Source organism: Guptibacillus algicola, from assembly GCF_020171805.1.
GTDB classification, from domain to species: Bacteria; Bacillota; Bacilli; order Bacillales; family Guptibacillaceae; genus Guptibacillus; species Guptibacillus algicola.
In genome coordinates, this window is the sequence record NZ_JAIVAF010000003.1 from 39,363 (window position 1) to 57,170 (window position 17,808).

General features: G+C 41.8%; 20 protein-coding genes. 13 read left to right on the forward strand and 7 right to left on the reverse strand.

All coding sequences use genetic code 11. The features are described from left to right. Window positions 1-22 precede the first annotated feature (22 nt). From LCM09_RS07675 to LCM09_RS07690, 4 genes are all read left to right on the forward strand, one after another. On the forward strand, window positions 23-748 hold the full coding sequence (locus LCM09_RS07675; protein ID WP_224880318.1) for a MerR family transcriptional regulator: 726 nt from the start codon (window positions 23-25) through the stop codon (window positions 746-748). Between the two features lie 153 nt (window positions 749-901). Next, window positions 902-2,323, forward strand: a complete 1,422-nt coding sequence (locus LCM09_RS07680) for an alanine/glycine:cation symporter family protein (RefSeq protein ID WP_224880319.1) — start codon at window positions 902-904, stop codon at window positions 2,321-2,323. Window positions 2,324-2,463: 140 nt separating this feature from the next. Then, the gene (locus LCM09_RS07685) at window positions 2,464-3,159 is read left to right on the forward strand and encodes an ABC transporter ATP-binding protein (RefSeq protein ID WP_224880321.1); all 696 of its coding nucleotides are present in this window, start codon (window positions 2,464-2,466) and stop codon (window positions 3,157-3,159) included. After that, the gene (locus LCM09_RS07690; RefSeq protein ID WP_224880323.1) at window positions 3,156-4,301 is read left to right on the forward strand and encodes an ABC transporter permease; all 1,146 of its coding nucleotides are present in this window, start codon (window positions 3,156-3,158) and stop codon (window positions 4,299-4,301) included. The genes LCM09_RS07685 and LCM09_RS07690 overlap by 4 nt, the downstream gene beginning before the upstream one ends. An 84-nt stretch (window positions 4,302-4,385) precedes the next feature. Here LCM09_RS07690 and LCM09_RS07695 read toward each other — a convergent pair whose 3' ends face one another. Next, window positions 4,386-5,855 (reverse strand): flavin monoamine oxidase family protein, encoded by a 1,470-nt coding sequence (locus LCM09_RS07695; RefSeq protein WP_224882865.1) that lies wholly within the window; start codon window positions 5,853-5,855, stop codon window positions 4,386-4,388. A 207-nt stretch (window positions 5,856-6,062) separates the two neighbouring features. Here LCM09_RS07695 and LCM09_RS07700 point away from each other — a divergent pair, with 207 nt between their 5' ends. The 4 genes from LCM09_RS07700 (at window position 6,063) to LCM09_RS07715 (ending at window position 9,266) form a co-directional block, all read left to right on the forward strand. Beyond that, entirely contained in the window at window positions 6,063-7,256 is a 1,194-nt protein-coding gene (locus LCM09_RS07700) for a hypothetical protein (protein WP_224880325.1), read from the forward strand. A 167-nt stretch (window positions 7,257-7,423) separates the two neighbouring features. After that, window positions 7,424-8,080, forward strand: coding sequence for a sigma factor-like helix-turn-helix DNA-binding protein (locus LCM09_RS07705; protein ID WP_224880327.1), 657 nt, complete (start codon window positions 7,424-7,426; stop codon window positions 8,078-8,080). Between the two features lie 15 nt (window positions 8,081-8,095). Then, window positions 8,096-8,677, forward strand: coding sequence for an ATP-dependent Clp endopeptidase proteolytic subunit ClpP (gene clpP / locus LCM09_RS07710; RefSeq protein WP_224880329.1), 582 nt, complete (start codon window positions 8,096-8,098; stop codon window positions 8,675-8,677). A 172-nt stretch (window positions 8,678-8,849) separates the two neighbouring features. After that, window positions 8,850-9,266, forward strand: a complete 417-nt coding sequence (locus LCM09_RS07715) for a hypothetical protein (RefSeq protein ID WP_224880331.1) — start codon at window positions 8,850-8,852, stop codon at window positions 9,264-9,266. Window positions 9,267-9,305: 39 nt separating this feature from the next. On the opposite strand, the gene LCM09_RS07720 is transcribed toward LCM09_RS07715, so the two are convergent. Both LCM09_RS07720 and LCM09_RS07725 read right to left on the reverse strand, forming a co-directional pair. After that, window positions 9,306-10,265 carry a sodium:calcium antiporter gene (locus tag LCM09_RS07720; protein WP_224880333.1) on the reverse strand — a complete coding sequence of 320 codons (960 nt, stop codon included), beginning with the start codon at window positions 10,263-10,265 and terminating at the stop codon, window positions 9,306-9,308. Between the two features lie 229 nt (window positions 10,266-10,494). Next, on the reverse strand, window positions 10,495-11,469 hold the full coding sequence (locus LCM09_RS07725) for a DMT family transporter (RefSeq protein ID WP_224880335.1): 975 nt from the start codon (window positions 11,467-11,469) through the stop codon (window positions 10,495-10,497). Between the two features lie 99 nt (window positions 11,470-11,568). Between LCM09_RS07725 and LCM09_RS07730 the strand changes: the two genes are divergently transcribed. Continuing rightward, entirely contained in the window at window positions 11,569-12,150 is a 582-nt protein-coding gene (locus tag LCM09_RS07730) for a helix-turn-helix domain-containing protein (protein WP_224880337.1), read from the forward strand. 44 nt (window positions 12,151-12,194) lie between these two features. On the opposite strand, the gene LCM09_RS07735 is transcribed toward LCM09_RS07730, so the two are convergent. Further along, the gene (locus LCM09_RS07735) at window positions 12,195-12,647 is read right to left on the reverse strand and encodes an RrF2 family transcriptional regulator (protein ID WP_224880339.1); all 453 of its coding nucleotides are present in this window, start codon (window positions 12,645-12,647) and stop codon (window positions 12,195-12,197) included. Between the two features lie 191 nt (window positions 12,648-12,838). On the opposite strand from LCM09_RS07735, the gene hmpA reads away from it, so the two are divergent. The 3 genes from hmpA to LCM09_RS07750 all read left to right on the forward strand — a co-directional run bounded on the left by hmpA (window position 12,839) and on the right by LCM09_RS07750 (window position 15,356). Beyond that, a complete protein-coding gene (gene hmpA / locus LCM09_RS07740) occupies window positions 12,839-14,053 on the forward strand; it encodes an NO-inducible flavohemoprotein (RefSeq protein ID WP_224880341.1) in 1,215 nt (404 codons plus the stop codon). A 167-nt stretch (window positions 14,054-14,220) separates the two neighbouring features. After that, the gene (locus tag LCM09_RS07745; RefSeq protein ID WP_224880343.1) at window positions 14,221-14,661 is read left to right on the forward strand and encodes a pyridoxamine 5'-phosphate oxidase family protein; all 441 of its coding nucleotides are present in this window, start codon (window positions 14,221-14,223) and stop codon (window positions 14,659-14,661) included. Window positions 14,662-14,732: 71 nt separating this feature from the next. Then, entirely contained in the window at window positions 14,733-15,356 is a 624-nt protein-coding gene (locus LCM09_RS07750; protein WP_224880345.1) for an HAD family hydrolase, read from the forward strand. 62 nt (window positions 15,357-15,418) lie between these two features. Here LCM09_RS07750 and LCM09_RS07755 read toward each other — a convergent pair whose 3' ends face one another. Next, window positions 15,419-15,577 carry a hypothetical protein gene (locus tag LCM09_RS07755; RefSeq protein ID WP_224880347.1) on the reverse strand — a complete coding sequence of 53 codons (159 nt, stop codon included), beginning with the start codon at window positions 15,575-15,577 and terminating at the stop codon, window positions 15,419-15,421. Window positions 15,578-15,961: 384 nt separating this feature from the next. Between LCM09_RS07755 and LCM09_RS07760 the strand changes: the two genes are divergently transcribed. Further along, complete coding sequence (locus LCM09_RS07760) at window positions 15,962-16,399, forward strand: cell wall hydrolase (RefSeq protein ID WP_224880349.1); 438 nt, start codon at window positions 15,962-15,964, stop codon at window positions 16,397-16,399. A gap of 93 nt (window positions 16,400-16,492) precedes the next feature. Here the strand turns inward: LCM09_RS07760 and LCM09_RS07765 are convergent, their stop codons facing one another. Both LCM09_RS07765 and LCM09_RS07770 read right to left on the reverse strand, forming a co-directional pair. Further along, on the reverse strand, window positions 16,493-17,077 hold the full coding sequence (locus LCM09_RS07765) for a cupin domain-containing protein (protein WP_224880351.1): 585 nt from the start codon (window positions 17,075-17,077) through the stop codon (window positions 16,493-16,495). Window positions 17,078-17,251: 174 nt separating this feature from the next. After that, the gene (locus LCM09_RS07770) at window positions 17,252-17,788 is read right to left on the reverse strand and encodes a hypothetical protein (RefSeq protein ID WP_224880353.1); all 537 of its coding nucleotides are present in this window, start codon (window positions 17,786-17,788) and stop codon (window positions 17,252-17,254) included. Window positions 17,789-17,808 lie beyond the last annotated feature (20 nt).

The window sequence follows — 17,808 nt, forward strand, 5'->3', positions numbered from 1 at the left end:
AATAAGGAGGTGCAAATAGAGTATGAAGGTGAAAGAGGTAGCGGATCTTGTTGGAATAAGCGTACGCACGCTGCATCATTATGATGAAATCGGATTGCTAAGGCCAGAAACGACTGAAGCAGGTTACCGCATGTATTCGGAACGAGATTTAGAAACGTTACAGCAGATCCTTTTCTTTAAAGAGCTCGGGTTTTCGTTAAAAGAAATTCAGAAAATACTTGAAGACCCTGCTTTTGATCGAAAAGAAGCGTTGGAACTACAGCGGAAGATGCTCGTCGAAAAGCGAAGTCACGTTGATCACATGATCACCACAATCGATAAAACGATAAAACAAATGCTAGGGGAGATTGAGATGACGAACAAGGAGAAGTTTGAAGGAATGAATTTTGATCATAATCCTTATGAAGAAGAAGCACGCAGGCGCTGGGGAGATGAGAAAGTCGATGAATCGAATAACAAAATAAAAGGGATGTCGAAGGAAGATAAAAAGAAATTGTCAGAAGAGTGGGATGGTATCTATACGAGACTTGCTAAGCTACGTCATGGTTCACCTGATTCAGCAGAAGCGCAGGAAGCGATTCATGAATGGTATGAATTCTTGAATCACTTCGGGCAGTATTCATACGAAGCCTTCCGTGGGTTAGGACAGATGTATGTTGATGACGAACGATTCACGAAGAATATTGATAACTATGGAGAAGGGCTCGCAATATTCATGCGTGACGCGATGGCTGTTTATGCAGATTGAAAAGCCTAAAGGAGAGGGGTGTCTGTCGAGTGCCAGGCACCCCTCATAATTCGTCGAAAAATGTATTGCAATTGTCCTGATTACTTGTATAATAAAAATATACAAATTTCAGAAAATTTAAAAAGAATTAACAAAAAAGGGGCGATTGGGTAGATGGAAGGGTTTTTGAATGGGATTATCGATGCATCAAATGGCATTCTTTGGGGTTATGTACTCATTGCAGGATTACTCGGTATAGGTATTTATTTCACGGTGGCTTCTCGTTTCGTGCAATTCCGTTTCTTTGGTGAAATGATTCGAGTTATGACAGAAAAACCAGAATACAAAGATGGATCGAAAAACATCTCACCATTCAAGTCGTTCTGCGTGGGGGCAGCAACTCGTATTGGTACAGGTAACTTAGCAGGTGTTGCAGTAGCGATTACGCTTGGTGGACCTGGAGCAATATTCTGGATGTGGATTGTAGCATTACTAGGTGGCGCAACAGCATTCATTGAAAGTACATTGGCTCAGGTTTATAAGATTAAAGATACGAAGGCGTTCCGTGGCGGACCAGCGTACTACATAGAAAAAGGATTAAAGAAAAGATGGTTAGGAATCATCTTTGCAGTATTAATTGCCATCACATTTGGACTTATCTTTAACTCAGTTCAAAGTAATACGATCGCATTAGCATTCGAGAATGCGTTCGGAATGAATCGTATCGTTGTTGGGTTAATCATTACAGTTGTGACTGGACTAGTTATCTTTGGTGGGGTACACCGTATCGCAAACTTATCGAGTGTGATCGTGCCAGTTATGGCGATACTTTATCTTACAATCGCGACAGTTGTCATGTTTATGAACATAACAGAACTTCCTTCTGTTATCGCACTTATCGTAAAGAGTGCGTTTGGATTTGAACAAGCTGTTGGTGGTGCAATTGGTGCAGCGATTATGAACGGTGTAAAACGCGGGTTGTTCTCAAACGAAGCTGGTATGGGTAGTGCGCCAAACGCAGCGGCTACTGCAACGACTTCACACCCGGCAAAGCAGGGGCTTATCCAATCGTTAGGTGTATTCGTAGATACCATTCTTGTATGTTCTGCAACAGCGTTCATCATCTTGCTTGCTCCACAGTTCAGATCTGGAGATGTATCTGGAATCGAATTGCTTCAGAACTCTCTTAGCTCTCATATCGGTGGCTGGGCAGCGATTTTCATATCAGTAGCAATCTTCTTGTTCGCATTTAGCTCCATCATCGGATCTTACTACTATGGTGAAACAAACATCGAGTTTATTAAAGAAAGCAAAACAGCGATCCTTGGCTACCGTATCGCTACGATGGCATTCGTAATGATCGGATCTGTTTCAAGTCTTAGCCTTGTATGGAAGATGGCAGACTTGTTCATGGCATTGATGACGATCATCAACTTGATCGCGATCGGAATGCTCGCAAAAGTAGCGATGAAAGTACTGAAAGATTACGAAATGCAGCGTAAAGCAGGGAAGAATCCAGTATTCAACCCTACGGCTCTAGGAATTAAAGATACGGAAGCATGGGAAGAAAAGCGCCAAGAAAAGAAAGTCGGTTAATAGGAAGTGAAGAAGCTGTAAGAGCCTGTATTTCAGGCTCTTTTTTTAATTCGACAAAACCTGAGTAGTGCCAGGCACCCCATCGAGATAATCCGAAACCTTCTTCCATTGTGAATCGTACTACCTTGTGAGGTGAGGACATGCTGAACGTAGCAATCGAGAGTGCTGGGTATCAAGATAAACAAAGAGCGATTCAAAATATATCATTTGACGTAAAGAGCGGAGAACTCGTTGGGCTGCTCGGAGGAAACGGTGCAGGAAAAAGTACAACGATTAAAGCGTTGCTAGGCTTATTAAGAGATTATAGAGGTAACGTTGATTTAAAAGAAGGAACACGTTACGCCTACATACCAGAACAACCTGTTCTTTATGATTATTTAACGTTCTACGAACATCTTGATCTTGCCGCATCTTCTTCTCTTGAAGACGGTGAATGGGAAGAGCGTGCGAAAGAATTGATCAGGTATTTTCGAATGGAGAACGTAATCGATGATTATCCATCGAGCTTTTCAAAAGGCATGAAACAAAAAGTTATGCTGATCACTGCCTTTATGCTAAAGCCAGATCTGTATATTATCGATGAGCCCTTTCTTGGACTGGATCCTCGAGCAACGAAGGATTTTCTTAAGCTTATCGAAATGGAAAGAGAGCGTGGAGCAGGCATCTTAATGTGCACGCATGTGTTGGATACAGCTGAACGAATTTGTGATCGATTTATTCTGCTTTCGGATGGTTCGCTGTTATCTCAAGGTACGTTAAATGACTTTCAGTTAAGGTCAGGAGAAAGAGCAGGCTCCTTACTCGACTGTGTAGACACATTGCTGGAGAGAGAATGATGAAAGCACGACTGATATTGAATAAACGAATTAAGAGCGATGCTCGCTACAAGTATCGTGATCTTCAAACGGCAATCGACTGGACCGTACTGCTGTATATCCTTATTCCTGCTGTCGCTATTTTCATAGCGATGTATACCTCATGGTGGAAAGAGGCTCCTGAATGGACTGCTAGCATACCTGAAGAAATCTCGTTGATATTTCTGTACTTCTTTTCCACAGCATTATCATTTAGGACGTATGTAGAAGAAGCGGACCAAGTGTTTGTCATGCGGGATGAGCATGGGATGTTGAATTATAAAAAGTGGTATACGCTTTACTCACTTCTAAGAACGGTGATCTGGACGATAGTAGGTATCTGCATTTTGCTACCATTACTAGTTGTTGGATGGGGATGGAACGGTGAAGAAATAATAAAGCTCTGTCTCAACCTAATTTTAGTAAGTTTGAACGTGACGCTAGGAAAACACTTGATCAAACTTATCATATCGTTTGTCTTGTTTAGGTTGATGACGATCGGGTTACTGAATGTAGTAGGGCTAGCTTTCATCTACATTGTAACTAATGAACTATACGGTAATGCTCTTTATGTTTTCCTTCTATCGATCAGTTCGATCAGTCTCGTTCTCTTAATCCGTATTCGCATGACATTGAAGGGTACGTTCTTTCAAGACATCATAATGGAAAGAGGGTACAAGCAGCATTTTACAAAGTTATTTCTCGGTCCGAGTGGGAGTGTGTCGACACCTCTCATTCAAAGAAGGAGACCGTTTCTTTTCAGAGGTACTCGACTTGTATTTAAGAAGAACGATCCGGTTTCGAGGATACTGGATCTATACGTGAAGTGGCTATTTCGCTCGTTTGATAAATTTCAATTTTATCTCCAGGTTGTTGGATGGAGCCTCGTAGCAGTCATCATGCTTCCGCTCGTAATCAAACTCATCGTTTTAGGATTCTCGTTCTATGCACTTATAGGTCTCTCGCATGCTGACTGGAAAGAATTCAGTGATCACCAGTACATGAAGTTATTTCAATGGGAGGAAAGCGTTCGAAGTGATGCGGACATGAGAATATGGAAGATTATCAGCTTGCCATGCTTTTTGTTGCTCTGTACTGTGACTGGTATAGCAATTTGGGTGTAGTTGTTTTGAAGAAGAAAGGCAAAGGTTCCGGAGGTGCTCTTCGGAACCTTTTTCCGTTAGCGGGTACCAAGCATCAAATGCGAATCAACAGCTTTCGTTCACTTCATACGCTGCTCGTATACCTGATTGGATCGCGCCTTCCATCCAGCCGTGGAAGGAGGAGGTGTGCTCTCCGGCGAAGTGGAGCTTTCCTTCTGGCTGCCTGATAATTTCACCGAGGTTTTCTTCTTGTCCTGGAGTGAAAAGGGTAAAGCATCCAGCGGAGTATGGGTTTTCAGTCCAGTTGAACGAGAGAGATGTTTTGTAGGCTGAGTAAACTTTACTGCCATAAATCTTTGCTAGATCTTTTAGGACCATTTGAATTCGTTCTTTCTCAGGCAAGCTTCCCCAAAGCACTGCGTCATTTCCCCAGCTATAGCTCGCTAATAAGACACCAGATTCAGAAGACCCTATGTTATGGCTTGGTACATAACTAAAACGCGTAGGTAAATCGCTCAATGCGTTTCCAACGTCATCCTCTTCCCAGAACCGTCTACTAAATTCGATCCCGATCTTCACCGCAGGCACGTTGATCAATTCGCGAATGGCCTGCCATTTCTTGAACGATATCGAATCGTATGGATACACATCTATGAATTGAAACACAGGAAACGGTACGGTTACGATCGCAGCATCACCGGAATAGGTGAAACGTTGGCCGTTCAACGGATTTTCTGCTTGAACAAGCACACCATTCTCGCTCTGAACAATCTTCTCGACTTTCCGATTGAGGTGAATATCTGATTGCAATTTACTCAGAAATGAATAGGGAAGACGGTCGTTGCCCCCTTTAATCTCATAGAACTCGATTTCCTCACCGAAAATCGGATAGATTATGTCAGTCAAAATATCAGTAAAAGAAAAATTCGGAAACCCTTCGATTCCTAACATAACAGCAATGCTTCTGATCGCATTGAGAGAAAGAGGACGTCCGAGGGGGTTTTCACTTAGGAATTCGCCCATCGAATAATCACCGTATTCCTTCACTAATGCTTCTTTTTCTTCATCCGAGCTATTCTCATAAAGGTCGATAAAAGGTTTTGTCGCTTCTAAAAAAAGCTCTGTAGCCGTTTTTCCTTTTTCGTCTTCATCCACTGGAAAGCCTAGAATATCTGGGTTTTCCTCATAATCTTTCCTTGTTGTAAGCACATTGTTTACAAAGATTAAATCGTTAGGTGAGGAGTTGAGGAACTTGTTAATTGGAAGACCAAACTGCCGAATGTATTCGAGAACAAGTGCATGGTTGTTTGGGATTCTCATCGCACCGACATCCATGTATTTGTTCTTTGAAAAGGGCTTTCTGATCGTATACACTCTTCCGCCAATTCGATTGTTTCCTTCAAGAATCGTGACGTGATGACCAGCTCGTTTTAATAATGAAGCTGAGACTAATCCGGACAAGCCGCCCCCAATAATGATGACCCTTCGCGTGGGACATGATTTCGGCAATCCGTTTCGAATAATCGCCACTAAGTCTTCTGGGTATTGCAATGAGGAGAACGCTTCTTCGACCATACTACGCACCTACCTTCCCACCTATACCTATGTCAATAAGTGAACGGATATGAAGTCAGCTCTGCGTTTGTTCACGATTACGTAAATGGAAAATAGTAAATAAAAATGCTTTCTAAGAGTCGTTGACAGTGAGAATCATTCTCTGTATAATAATCTTTGCAAATGATACTCATTTTCAATTAACTTACATACAGGGGGAAACACACGATGGTTTTAAAAAGTAAACTTACTTATCTACTATTAGTTTTTGTTCTTATTCTATCTGCATGTGGCCAGAACGAAGAAGGCGCATCTGAGGAAAACAGTAAAGAAGAAGAAACTACCCAGCAAGATTCTAACGATGGTTCATCAGCTGAAAAAGAAGGTGAAAATACGGCAGAAGAAGATGCTGATTTCGTAACTGCTTATAAAGAAGGAAAAGATGAGCTTGCAAAAGCAAGTGAAGGTGAAGAAGTTGACTACCAATCTGTGATTGACCTCTACACAAATGATCTACAACCACTCGTTGCAAAGAGAGATGAAAGCATTGACCAACAGATCACTACTGCTCTAGAAGCAGGTAAGAATGGTGAGATGGACGGAGCAGTCGTAAAGCAAATCTTTGATAAATTAACGCAAAAAGTTTTCTATCTAACTGTTAAACACGAGTTTAACGAGATCAACGAAAACTGGGGCAATACTGAAGAAGTTAACGCTGAAATCGAAGAAGCGAAAGAATACTATGCAGTTTTGAAAGAAACAGTTGAAAAGCGCGACGCAGCGTATGAAACAACAATGGTAGACCAAATTGATGCAGGCTTTAGTGAAATCGAAAAAGCGGTTGAAAATGACGACCAGCTTGGCTTCCAACTTGGAAAACAACTTGTTGATAAAACATTGATGAAGACGTTCTACCTTGCTGCAGGAGCGATGCCAAACGGCTACGCAACAAAAGCGGCTGAAGCAGCGAAAGAAGATGTGAAAGAAGCGAAAGTACAGCAAGCTGAAGGTTGGGCATTCTATCAGTCGATCTCAAGCTACCTAAATGAGTATGCGAAAGAAGATGCTTCCATTATTGAAGAGAACTTCAATCTTGAAAACGATGTGAAGAACCTTGACCCAGAAGCTGTAAACCATGCATTTGTACGCGGTTTTGCGAAGGTTGCTCTTCACGAGTATGAAGAAAGTGAAGAAAACTGGGGCGAAGATAAGTCTACGATCACTGCACTTGAAGGCGCATTGTTCATCGACTTAATCGCTAGCGACATCAAGAGCATGGAAGGCGAAGAAGCGTATACAACATTGAACGAACTCGCTCAATCTTACCTAGAAGCTGTGAAAGCTGATGAAAAAGAACAAGCGATGGAAGATCTGAAGAAACTTGAAGAGCGTTTGAACACAATTATCGAAAACGCACAATAATTGCGATGAAACCTTGTCCCTCGTGGGCAAGGTTTTTTTCTGTTGATTAGAGGAGTCCAAGTTTCAGTGAAAGAATGATGAATAGAATAGTAGAAAAAGTTTCTTTACCCATATCTTTTATGAACGTTTATCCGTTATAGAGGTGAGAGGATAAAGGAGTGATGAAGGTGGAAAAAAGATTTACTTCAATGAACCATGAAGGTATTTCTACAGATGAGCGGCTTGAAATCTTGTTGCCGAAGCTCTATTCTTACTGCATGTTTCTCACAAAAGACAGGTGGCTTGGTGAGGACCTCGCACATGACGCTGTGGTAAAAGCGTATAAGAACTATGAGGAAAGCAAGCTTACCTCGGCCCTTTTAAAGAAAATCGCCTACCATTCTTGGATCGACCATGTGCGAAGGAACGAGAAGGAATCTCTCGTGACAGGTGAAGGCATAAGTAGCTTAACACGTGATGAAATCGAGTGTGATGAAGACTTGGTTGAGAAGTTAGTCGGAGCATTGACTTCAAAACAGCTCATGACATTCGTGTTAAAAGAAGCGTTTCAATATAAAATCTCAGAGATCGCTCAAATGTTAGAGATGTCAGAAACAGGAGTGAAAGCCCTATTGAATCGCGCCCGATCAAGAGTGCGGAGCATGTCCACTTCATCAGAGTCTAACCCCCTTGAGGTTGATGTGGTCCTGTACCGGTCCCTTGTTAGAGCGATTGCAATTCAAGATCCAACAGGACTGATCACCTTGATACCAACACTCATACCAAAAGCGATAACACCGTCTCGTCCATCCACACCTTCTATGATCCTCTTATCAGCAGCATAGTGAAGGAGGAGTACCATGAATACGATACCGTACGTTGTGGAACAAACGGGGAGAGGTGAGCGGTCGTATGACATCTATTCGCGTTTGCTTAAAGACCGCATCATCATGGTGAGTGAGGAAATTAACGACCATATGGCCAACAGCATCGTGGCGCAGCTATTATTTCTAGCAGCAGAAGATGCTGAGAAAGATATTTCGTTGTATATCAACAGTCCAGGTGGTTCAACGTCAGCAGGGTTCTCTATTCTTGATACGATGCAATTTATCAAACCAGATGTCCAGACGATCTGTACTGGAATTGCGGCATCTTTTGGAGCGATGCTGTTACTTTCCGGAGCAAAAGGAAAACGATTTGCTCTACCGAATAGTGAGGTGATGATTCATCAACCGTTAGGGGGAGCGAAGGGGCAAGCGACAGATCTAGAGATATCCGCAAAACGAATCATCAAACTCCGAAAGCATATCAATGAAATCATCTCTGAACGAACTGGTCAGCCTTTCAAGAAAGTCAGTCAGGACACGGACCGCGACTATTTCATGAGTGCGCAAGAAGCAAAAGAGTATGGGATTGTAGATGAGATATTAAAGAAAAAATAAGAATGTGTATGACAACAGTTTTGCGCTGTTGTCTTTTTGCGGTAAAAAAATAAAGTATCGTGCCGAATAAAAACAGATAGGTATGGATGTGAATCAGGCCGAATAATATGGGTAAGTCTTGAATTACACAAGGTGCGTAGTCCAGGCTTACCAATACAGTTTCACGAAGGGGTTGGAAACGATATATTGGATCTTGTATGCTCTCATCCTACTGTCCCTTTTACTGTTTGCTCCTGTTGAATTTGCGTTTATCTTCATGATCGGTGGGTTTTTTGTTATCCGCCATCTACCGCGGAAAGCACCTGCTACTCAGAATGTTGCTGCTACGCATGAACGTGTTACGCCAACAAAACAAAAGCACTCTAAACTGGATGTCGATTTTGACGACGATGATGACGAAGAATATGAGCCTGGTATTCTAACGAAAGAGTATGATGATGACCATTATCGTGCGCTGCAAGAAACAGAAATTTTTGAACGTAATCAAGAGGAAGAGCGACTTCATGAGGCAGAGCATTATGAACAGGATGAGCCTTCTCAAGAAGTGGAAGAGGACGACAGAAGCAATGACGATAACGATGATCGATAAATGAAAAAGCGTGCTGACAATGTGTCAGCACGCTTTTAGTTAGAACAATACATACGAAACAACAAGATACAAAAGTGCCATGACGAGGGATGGTGCTGCATAGCGCCATTGATTGAGCGCATTTGCCGGACGCACTAATAAATAGAGGATCACGATGGTCATGACAAGCCCAAGTCCTGCTATGAAGATGTTTGAGGCATCGAGAGCAGCAAGAATTGGTCCTTTTCGGTAAAGAATGTCTGTTAAGGCGAGCAGCTGGATATTGAATAGATTGCTCCCAAGTATAGAACCGATCGCCATGTTGTAGTTTGCTAGTTTAAAAGCAGCAAGAACCGTCACAAGCTCTGGTAAAGAAGTAGATGCTGCGATAAGGAAACTTCCTACAAAACTTGCGTTCATCCCTGTTGCTACTGCAAGCCGGTCACCAGTGATCGATAATAGACTACCAGAAAGGAATACGACGATGGCCGCTATGATAAACCCAATCACCGCTGTTCGAAGAGAGAAGTCTTTCGTAGGTGCTTCTTCTTGTTCTTCACCATCACTTGAAATGTACTTCATACTGAATACATATACGAGAACAACGAGAATCAATTCGATTCCGACACCAAAGATCGAAATGGAGCCTGGAATTAGGAATGACGCAATGATAATGATGAAGAAGAGTAAGCCAATGAGCGCGGACGGCACATTCGCTTTTGTATCGATCTGTTGATACAACCTTCTTCGTCTGTAGATCAAATCAACCACAGCCAAGATCAAAAGGTTAAACCCGTTACTTCCTAACATGTTTCCAACTGCGATGTCAGGATTGTCGATATAGACGGCAGTTAAGCTCGTTGTTAGTTCCGGTAGCGAGGTTGCTCCTGCAATTAAGAATGTTCCAACGGCTGCACCGCTTAAAGAAGATTTCTTACTGATGACATCACCGAATTGATTTAGATAGATAGCGGCTGCTACAACTACTGCTGCTGCGAGTAAAAAAACTAGAATAAGCATGTTAACTCCTTCCTGCCAGTGCATACAAAAAGACCCTGGCACAGTAAATTGTACCAAGGTCTTGCGTACTAAACGTTTAGCGTGATGGACCAGGTATCGAAATACCGTAATGGTGATCCACCAACCGTATCGGCCGCTACTCCCCTTGTTAAAACAAATATAGCTTGGATGGGTGTGGAAGTCAATTAATTGGGGTCAGGTACGTTCCAGGTACGTACCTGGAACGTAATCAATGCGCTTTCGAAGTTCTCGTTACAGCAATCGTGTTCATCTTCTTCATATTTAAAGTGTGTACGATGATACCTACTATAATAAACATAACCCCTACGAGTGCTACTCCAGATGGCAATGGACTTGCTAAGAGGGCTGTTTCACCAGCTATTACAAATAGAATTTGTGTAGACTGTGTTGCTTCGACTGTCGCGAGTTTCCCCTGATGGTGTTTCACGCGATTCGTTGCAATGAAGAATAGTGTCGTCGCGATAACGCCCGAGCAGATGGCAACGATTAACGATTGCGTAACCTGGCTCGTACTTGGGAGGCCAACTTCTACTATCGCAACACCACTAATAATGACCCAAAATGGTAGACTAGCAATCGTCATGCCTAGTATTCTCTGAAATGTATCGAGCTTTCCTTTACATAGCTCCATCATTTTTCGGTTTCCAAGTGGATACGCAAATGCAGCTAGTATGACAGGACCTATACCGATGATGATCTCGACGATCGTTAAGTCACTTGCTTTTTGTTGTTGGATCAACAGAACGCCAATTAAAATGATCAACGAGATTGCGAGAGATTTCATTTGGATACGGTGGCGTCGTTTTACGATTCCGTTGGAGGTTTTTTCTACTTTGAAAAATAATGGGGCGACCAGTAGCCCGCCAACGATCGTGAATTGCCATGTACCGGCCACTAACCAGCCTGGTCCATACGTTGCTGCGTATGTTAAAGGTGCGTAGAATAAAACGAATCCAACGAAACTCCACGTGAGCCAACGTAGTGGTTCTTTTTTTAGTTCAACGAAAACTTGTTTTATATTCCTTCTCATCAGTACAATAAGAAGTAGGAACGGAAGCATGAAGAGAAATCGTAAGGAAGAGCTCCACATCCAACTTCCACCTGCGAGTTCCATCGAGCGGTTTAAAATGAAGGTTACGGCAAAAAACATAGATGATAGAATACCGAGGGCTATCTCTTTCAAATAAATCGCTCTTTTCTGTATAGTATAGTAATTGTTATGTATATTATAATATATTATTTGTTGGTGCATGTAAAAATATTTTCATTGTGAGGTTACGATATGAACGAACAGAACACTTGGGGAGATCCGGAGAAGTTATCAAAACAGGTTGGGGCAACGCTGCGATCGATAAGAAAGGAAAGAAAGCTTTCTTTAATTGATCTCGCGGAATTAACCGATGTAAGTAATTTAACGTTGGGGAAGATCGAAAGAGGAGAAGCGAATCCATCCTTAACGATTATATGGAAGATTGCGAATGGGCTCGCCATACCAATATCTTCATTGCTCGTTGAGAAACAGGATGTTGTAATTTCTAAGAAAAATGAGGGGCAAAAAGTATTGAGTGCAGATGAGTCTCTCGTCCTTGAACCAATGTTTAATATGAAAGGATATGGCTCATTAGAAACGCATCGAGCTTTTTTGGAACCGAAAAGCGAATATAAAGCAGATGCTCACCAACCTGGCGTCATCGAGTACATCACAGTGATGGAAGGTCGCGTAAATATCAGGGTTCAGGATGACATTTATGAACTAGATGAGTACGATTCGATCAAATTTCACGCTGATAAAGAGCATGGCTATATCAACCCTCAATCAACAGGTGCTGTTCTACATTTTGTCATGATTTATACACAGTCCTAATCCAAGTAATAAGACAAAAGACTCGTCATCGACGAGTCTTTTAATCATTGATCAGCTTTCTGGTTCATATCAAACAGCTGCCTTAGCGTGTCATCATTTACAATCAGGTCATCGAGCGTATAGCCATCGAGTACTTCAAAATAAGCTTGGAGCGCTTCGTGCAGTACGTGCTTTAATCGACAGGCTGGCGTGATGATACATGTATTGGTTTCTCGATCGAAGCATTCTACTAGATGAAAGTCTTCTTCCATGCCTCTGACAACTTCGCCAACGTTGATGTCGATAGGTAGTTTAGCGAGTCGTAATCCACCGTATCTTCCTCGGATCGTTTTGATATAATTCTTCTTTCCAAGTTCATGTGCAACTTTCATCAGGTGATTTTTCGAGATATTGTAGGCATCCGCAATTTCCTGGATGCTTGCTAATTTATCGTTCTTCATACTCCCAAGATAGATCAACAGTCTTAATGAGTAATCCGTATAATTTGTTAAACGCACGTTCTTTCATCCTCATTTCAATCCGCTTTATACTTATTTTAGCACATCTCTAACGATGAATACTTCTGTAAGGTTTTATAAGAAATGTGAACACTTTCGTAAAGATGTATTTTATATATTGCTTTAAAAAGTGAAACCCTTTACCATAAAGGTGTATTTAAAATACATCTTTAAAACATGGAGGTTTTCTTATGCTATCACCTAAAACGATTACTACAATTAAATCAACTGTGCCTGTTTTAGAAGTTCATGGGGAGGAAATCACAACGCGTTTCTATGACATGCTTTTCACAAATCACCCTGAACTTTTAAATATTTTTAATCATGCAAACCAAAAGCAAGGCCGTCAGCAGCAAGCTCTAGCAAATGCCGTTTATGCAGCAGCAAAACACATCGATCAGTTGGAGTCGATCCTTCCAGTCGTGAAGCAAGTTGCACATAAGCACCGTAGTCTTGGTGTGAAACCAGAACATTATCCGATCGTAGGCGAGTACTTATTAAAAGCGATCAAAGATGTTCTAGGCGATGCCGCGACGGATGAAATTTTGAGTGCATGGGAAGAAGCGTACGGAGTAATCGCAGGTGTCTTCATCGAAGTTGAGGAAGAGATGTATAAAGAGGCAGAAGCACAGTCAGGTGGTTGGCGTAATGAACGCACCTTCATTGTTGATCGAATCGAGCAAGAAAGTGATGTGATCACTTCATTCTACTTAAAGCCTCTTGATGGCGGTGCTTTGGCGACGTTTAAGCCTGGACAATATATCAGTGTAAAAGTAGAGATTCCTGGAGATGAGTTCACGCACATTCGTCAATATAGCCTTTCGGATGTACCTGGTAAACCCTATTATCGAATCTCTGTGAAGAGGGAAGAAAACCCTTCGAAGCCTGATGGCATCGTTTCGAATTATCTGCATGGACATGTAGAAGAGGGCGATCAACTAAATGTTACCGCACCAGCAGGAGATTTCTATTTGGAAGATGGTACAAATCCGATCGTCCTGTTAAGTGGTGGCGTGGGGATTACACCGCTGATGAGTATGGTAAAGGTTAGTGCCGAACAGGAACGAGATACGACGTTCATCCATGCGGCGATCAATGGGGATGTTCATGCTTTTGATGAAGAAGTTAGAGAGATAAACCATTCATCACTTTCTTATTATACGTGTTATGAATCGCCAACAAGTGAAGATCGCAGCAGAAGGAAGTTTAACAAAGAAGGGTACGTCACGAGTGACTGGTTAAAAGATACTCTACATCTTAATCCAGAAACTCACTACTATTTCTGCGGTCCCTTGCCATTTTTGAAAGCTGTGAGAGAAGCCCTTGAGCAACTAGGCGTTAAAGAAGAGCAAATGCATTATGAATTCTTCGGACCTGCAGTAGCACTTGAGCCTTCGATTCACTAAGATAAAATCCGGTATACAAGTAGGGGTGTTTCCAAATAAGTGGAAGCACCTTTTTCTAGTATTGAGATAGGATTCATTGTTTGAAATAATCGATAGGAAACGGGGGTCAAGCACGTCCCAGGTGCGTACCTGGAACGTGCCTGACCCCCCTGATTAAGGAGGAGATCATGAAAATCATCAACGGACAGCGAACGTTCGAGCTACGAGAGCTACTTCAGAAACCATTATTCGCACATCTCTCAACACAATCAGTAGACGGTCCAAGAGAATCACCCGTTTGGTTTCATTGGGAAGATGAATGCTTATGGTTCATCGGAAATCCAGGTAACACCTTTCCGTTACGAATTAAGGAAGAACCCAAATGTGCGATCGGCATTGTCGATTTTGATCATCATACAGGGGAAGTGTGGCATGCAGGTTTCAGAGGAAGAGCAACGGTTGAACCGTTTGATACAGCATTAGCGGAACGATTACTATCAAAATATTTAGGTGTGAACAAAGAGAAGTGGGATCCACGATTTAAACATCAAGACGAAGAGAATGTCCTGATCCGCTTCGTACCAGAAACTGTCGTAGTAAGAGATCAGTCATATTCACCCGTTAACTGATTTCCAAAACGAGGAAAATGCTATATACTGAACGACAATAGCGTTTTACATAGTAAGGAGAGAATGATCATATGGATAGCATTATCTTTGATTTAGACGGTACGATATGGGATCCGATCGATACGGTGATCGACTCATGGAATAGGACGATTAAGGAGAATCCCCACATCAACAAAGAGCTTACGCGCGAAGATTTCGAGAATTCAATGGGATTACAGATGGATGAAATCAGTCGAAGGTTCTTTCCTGATGTTGAGGATGACGTGCGAAAACAGCTTATCGATGCATGTGGCAAAAGCGAATTACATACGATTGCAGAACAAGGTGGGGCTCTTTATGAAAACGTCCCGGACGTATTAAAGGTTCTCGCAAATAAATACAAGTTGTATATCGTTAGTAACTGTCAAGATGGCTATATCGAAGTGTTTTATCAATATCATAAGCTCCACGAACATTTCTTGGATTATGAAAACCCTGGTAGAACTGGGCTTTCAAAAGGTGAAAACATCAAGTTGATCATGGAACGTAATCATCTTAAAGATCCTGTGTATGTAGGCGATACAGAAGGCGACATGAAAGCAGCCAAATTCGCTGGGATCCCGTTCGTATACGCAAAGTATGGATTTGGTCAGGTGAATGAGTATGATGAGGTGATTGAGCGGTTCGATGATCTTTTGGAGTTGTATGGTGAGTAAGAGTGTCTAGAAAATAAAACAACCGCACGATCGACAGGTGCGGTATCCATTGGTTGAAATCATTATCTTGTTGAAAATTTAATCGTAAATGAAGGGAACTGAGCTTTTTCAGCATATGACGCCGCTTCGTTGAACGTGCTAAAGCATACATCCAGCATGGTACGAACACCGTTGTCATCAAGAACTGTAATCACCCACACAACGATCATCTCCAAGTTCATTATTAGTTATTTTATGCACTACGTACCATCATGTTCGGTGATTTTCGCTAACAATATACATGGACTGACCATTTATTTTTTTGGTGCGGACATGTTCAATTGGCATGGTTCTTGATAATGAGTCGTTCTCTTTGGAAAGAATAATCGTACGTATGTTGCGAAAGGTGAGGAAATGTGAAAAGAAGACGCATGGACCGAAGGCTGATCAAAAACATGAAACTATTTTATGGCATTGTGTTGGTATTGTTTTTAATTCTGATCGTTCGGTTATTTTACATACAAATGATGTAGAAGACAGGTGAACAAAGCTTGTCAGCTCGTTAATTTTCATAAATAGTGACATCAGCATAGGCATCTTTCATACACTATCTTGGGGTGAGGAAAATGCCAAGAATAAAGTACAAGGATTCAGATGTTGCCTTAATGGCAAGGATGATGAGAGCAGAGGCCGAAGGTGAAGGGAAACAGGGGATGCTCTATGTTGGAAATGTTATCGTCAATCGTGCGCAAGCCGATTGTTTGGATTTCCAGGATTTAAGAACTGTTCCTCAGGTCATTTACCAGGTACAAGGCGGAAATTATTCATTTGAAGCTGTTCAAAAAGGGAATGTTTTCTATAACAGAGCACGGGAATCCGAGAAACGATTAGCAAAGCGGAATTTGGATTACTGGAGACAACAACCTGGTAAATATGCGCTATGGTATTTCAATCCTTATGGGCCGTGTCCTTCGACTTGGTATGGTCAACCATTTGCCGGTCAGTACTTAAACCACTGTTATTATGAGCCGGAAGCCGGAACGTGTGCGAGTGTTTATCGATAGAAGTAAGCTTTAACGATACTTCTAAAAAACTCTTACGAAAAACGCTAGCGAACAAGGGGGATTCACCTCGTTCGCTAGCGTTTTATTATGCACTTATCTTCGTCTACTTGAAAGGGGTGGCGGCGGTCCGATGACGACTGCTCCAGCTCCTTCAATTGGTTCGAGCGCGGCTGCCATTTTCTTCGGATCAATATTGTACGCTTGTTCATAAACAGGGAGTGGTGTTTGCGTTAACATCGTCGAGCCTTCTTGCGTTTGAAATTGGTCGTTGTTGAAGAATAACAGCATTTTCGTATCATCTGAATCTGCTGAAATCCAATGCCAATACCCCATCGGGATAAATACTGTTTCTCCAGGGTTTGTTAGTTGATACGTTTGTAGTTTATTGTTGTTTGGATCAAGAATTCCGACTGTTGCTGAACCTGATACAAGGTAGTCCAACTCCCAAGCGTTCGGATGCCAATGAGGTTCGCGGATAAACCCTTTCGACATTCGGAGGTCAGCAATTGAACCACCGATCATCGCAGGCATTTGAGTCGATGATAATAAATAGACGAGGTTCTCTGGATCTCTTTCAAATAGCAAACTATCCTCTATATCATAAAATAGATTTGGAGTACCCTTCCCACCTACTAAATTTCGATTATCGGTGATATAACCTGATACCGGACTTGTCATAGTTTTTACCTCTTTTCTTGTCTACCATCTCTATCATCATATGAAAACAACTAGTGTTGGACTAGATGAAGGTCTAGTTTCTATAAAACTTTTATCCATATGTATACGAATCCATCTTCAGCATAAGAGAGCTTATCCTGATCAGGATAAACGCTCTTATAGGAAGATGTTATCTTACTTATTACCTTTTAACGCATTAGGTCTGTTAGAGCGTCTTCTCTGCCTAGACTTTTCTTTACCCACCTGTTTCGTTTTCACCTGCGGGCTTTGGTCAGTTTCTTTGGTTGCTTGCTTTTTCGTACTCTCATCACTTTCAGTATGTTGAACGGTTTGATTGACATTAGTACCACTACTCTCACCAACGACGCGCACAACTTCCGAAATTGTATCGATCGGTGCATTCGTTTTTTCTTCTAACAAAGCAAAATTAAATTTGTAGTCTCCTGGCTCTCTAAATGTTCCTAGAATGGTTGCGCAACTATCAGCAGTAACACCCTGGAACTCGAAGGTACCGACCTGATCAAATGTAATGGGTGTTCCATCAGTAAAGTATAAATCTAGATACTGAGCCTGATTAGGATTCCCTAATGAAACTAAAACGTTCGTGTTCAACGTTGGATTGCAGTCTATTGAGAATACACAGATAGACATGATGTTTTGTACATCCACGTCTACAATAGTAGGATTTCTGACAACTAAATAAAGGGACAAACGAATTACCCACCTTTCTT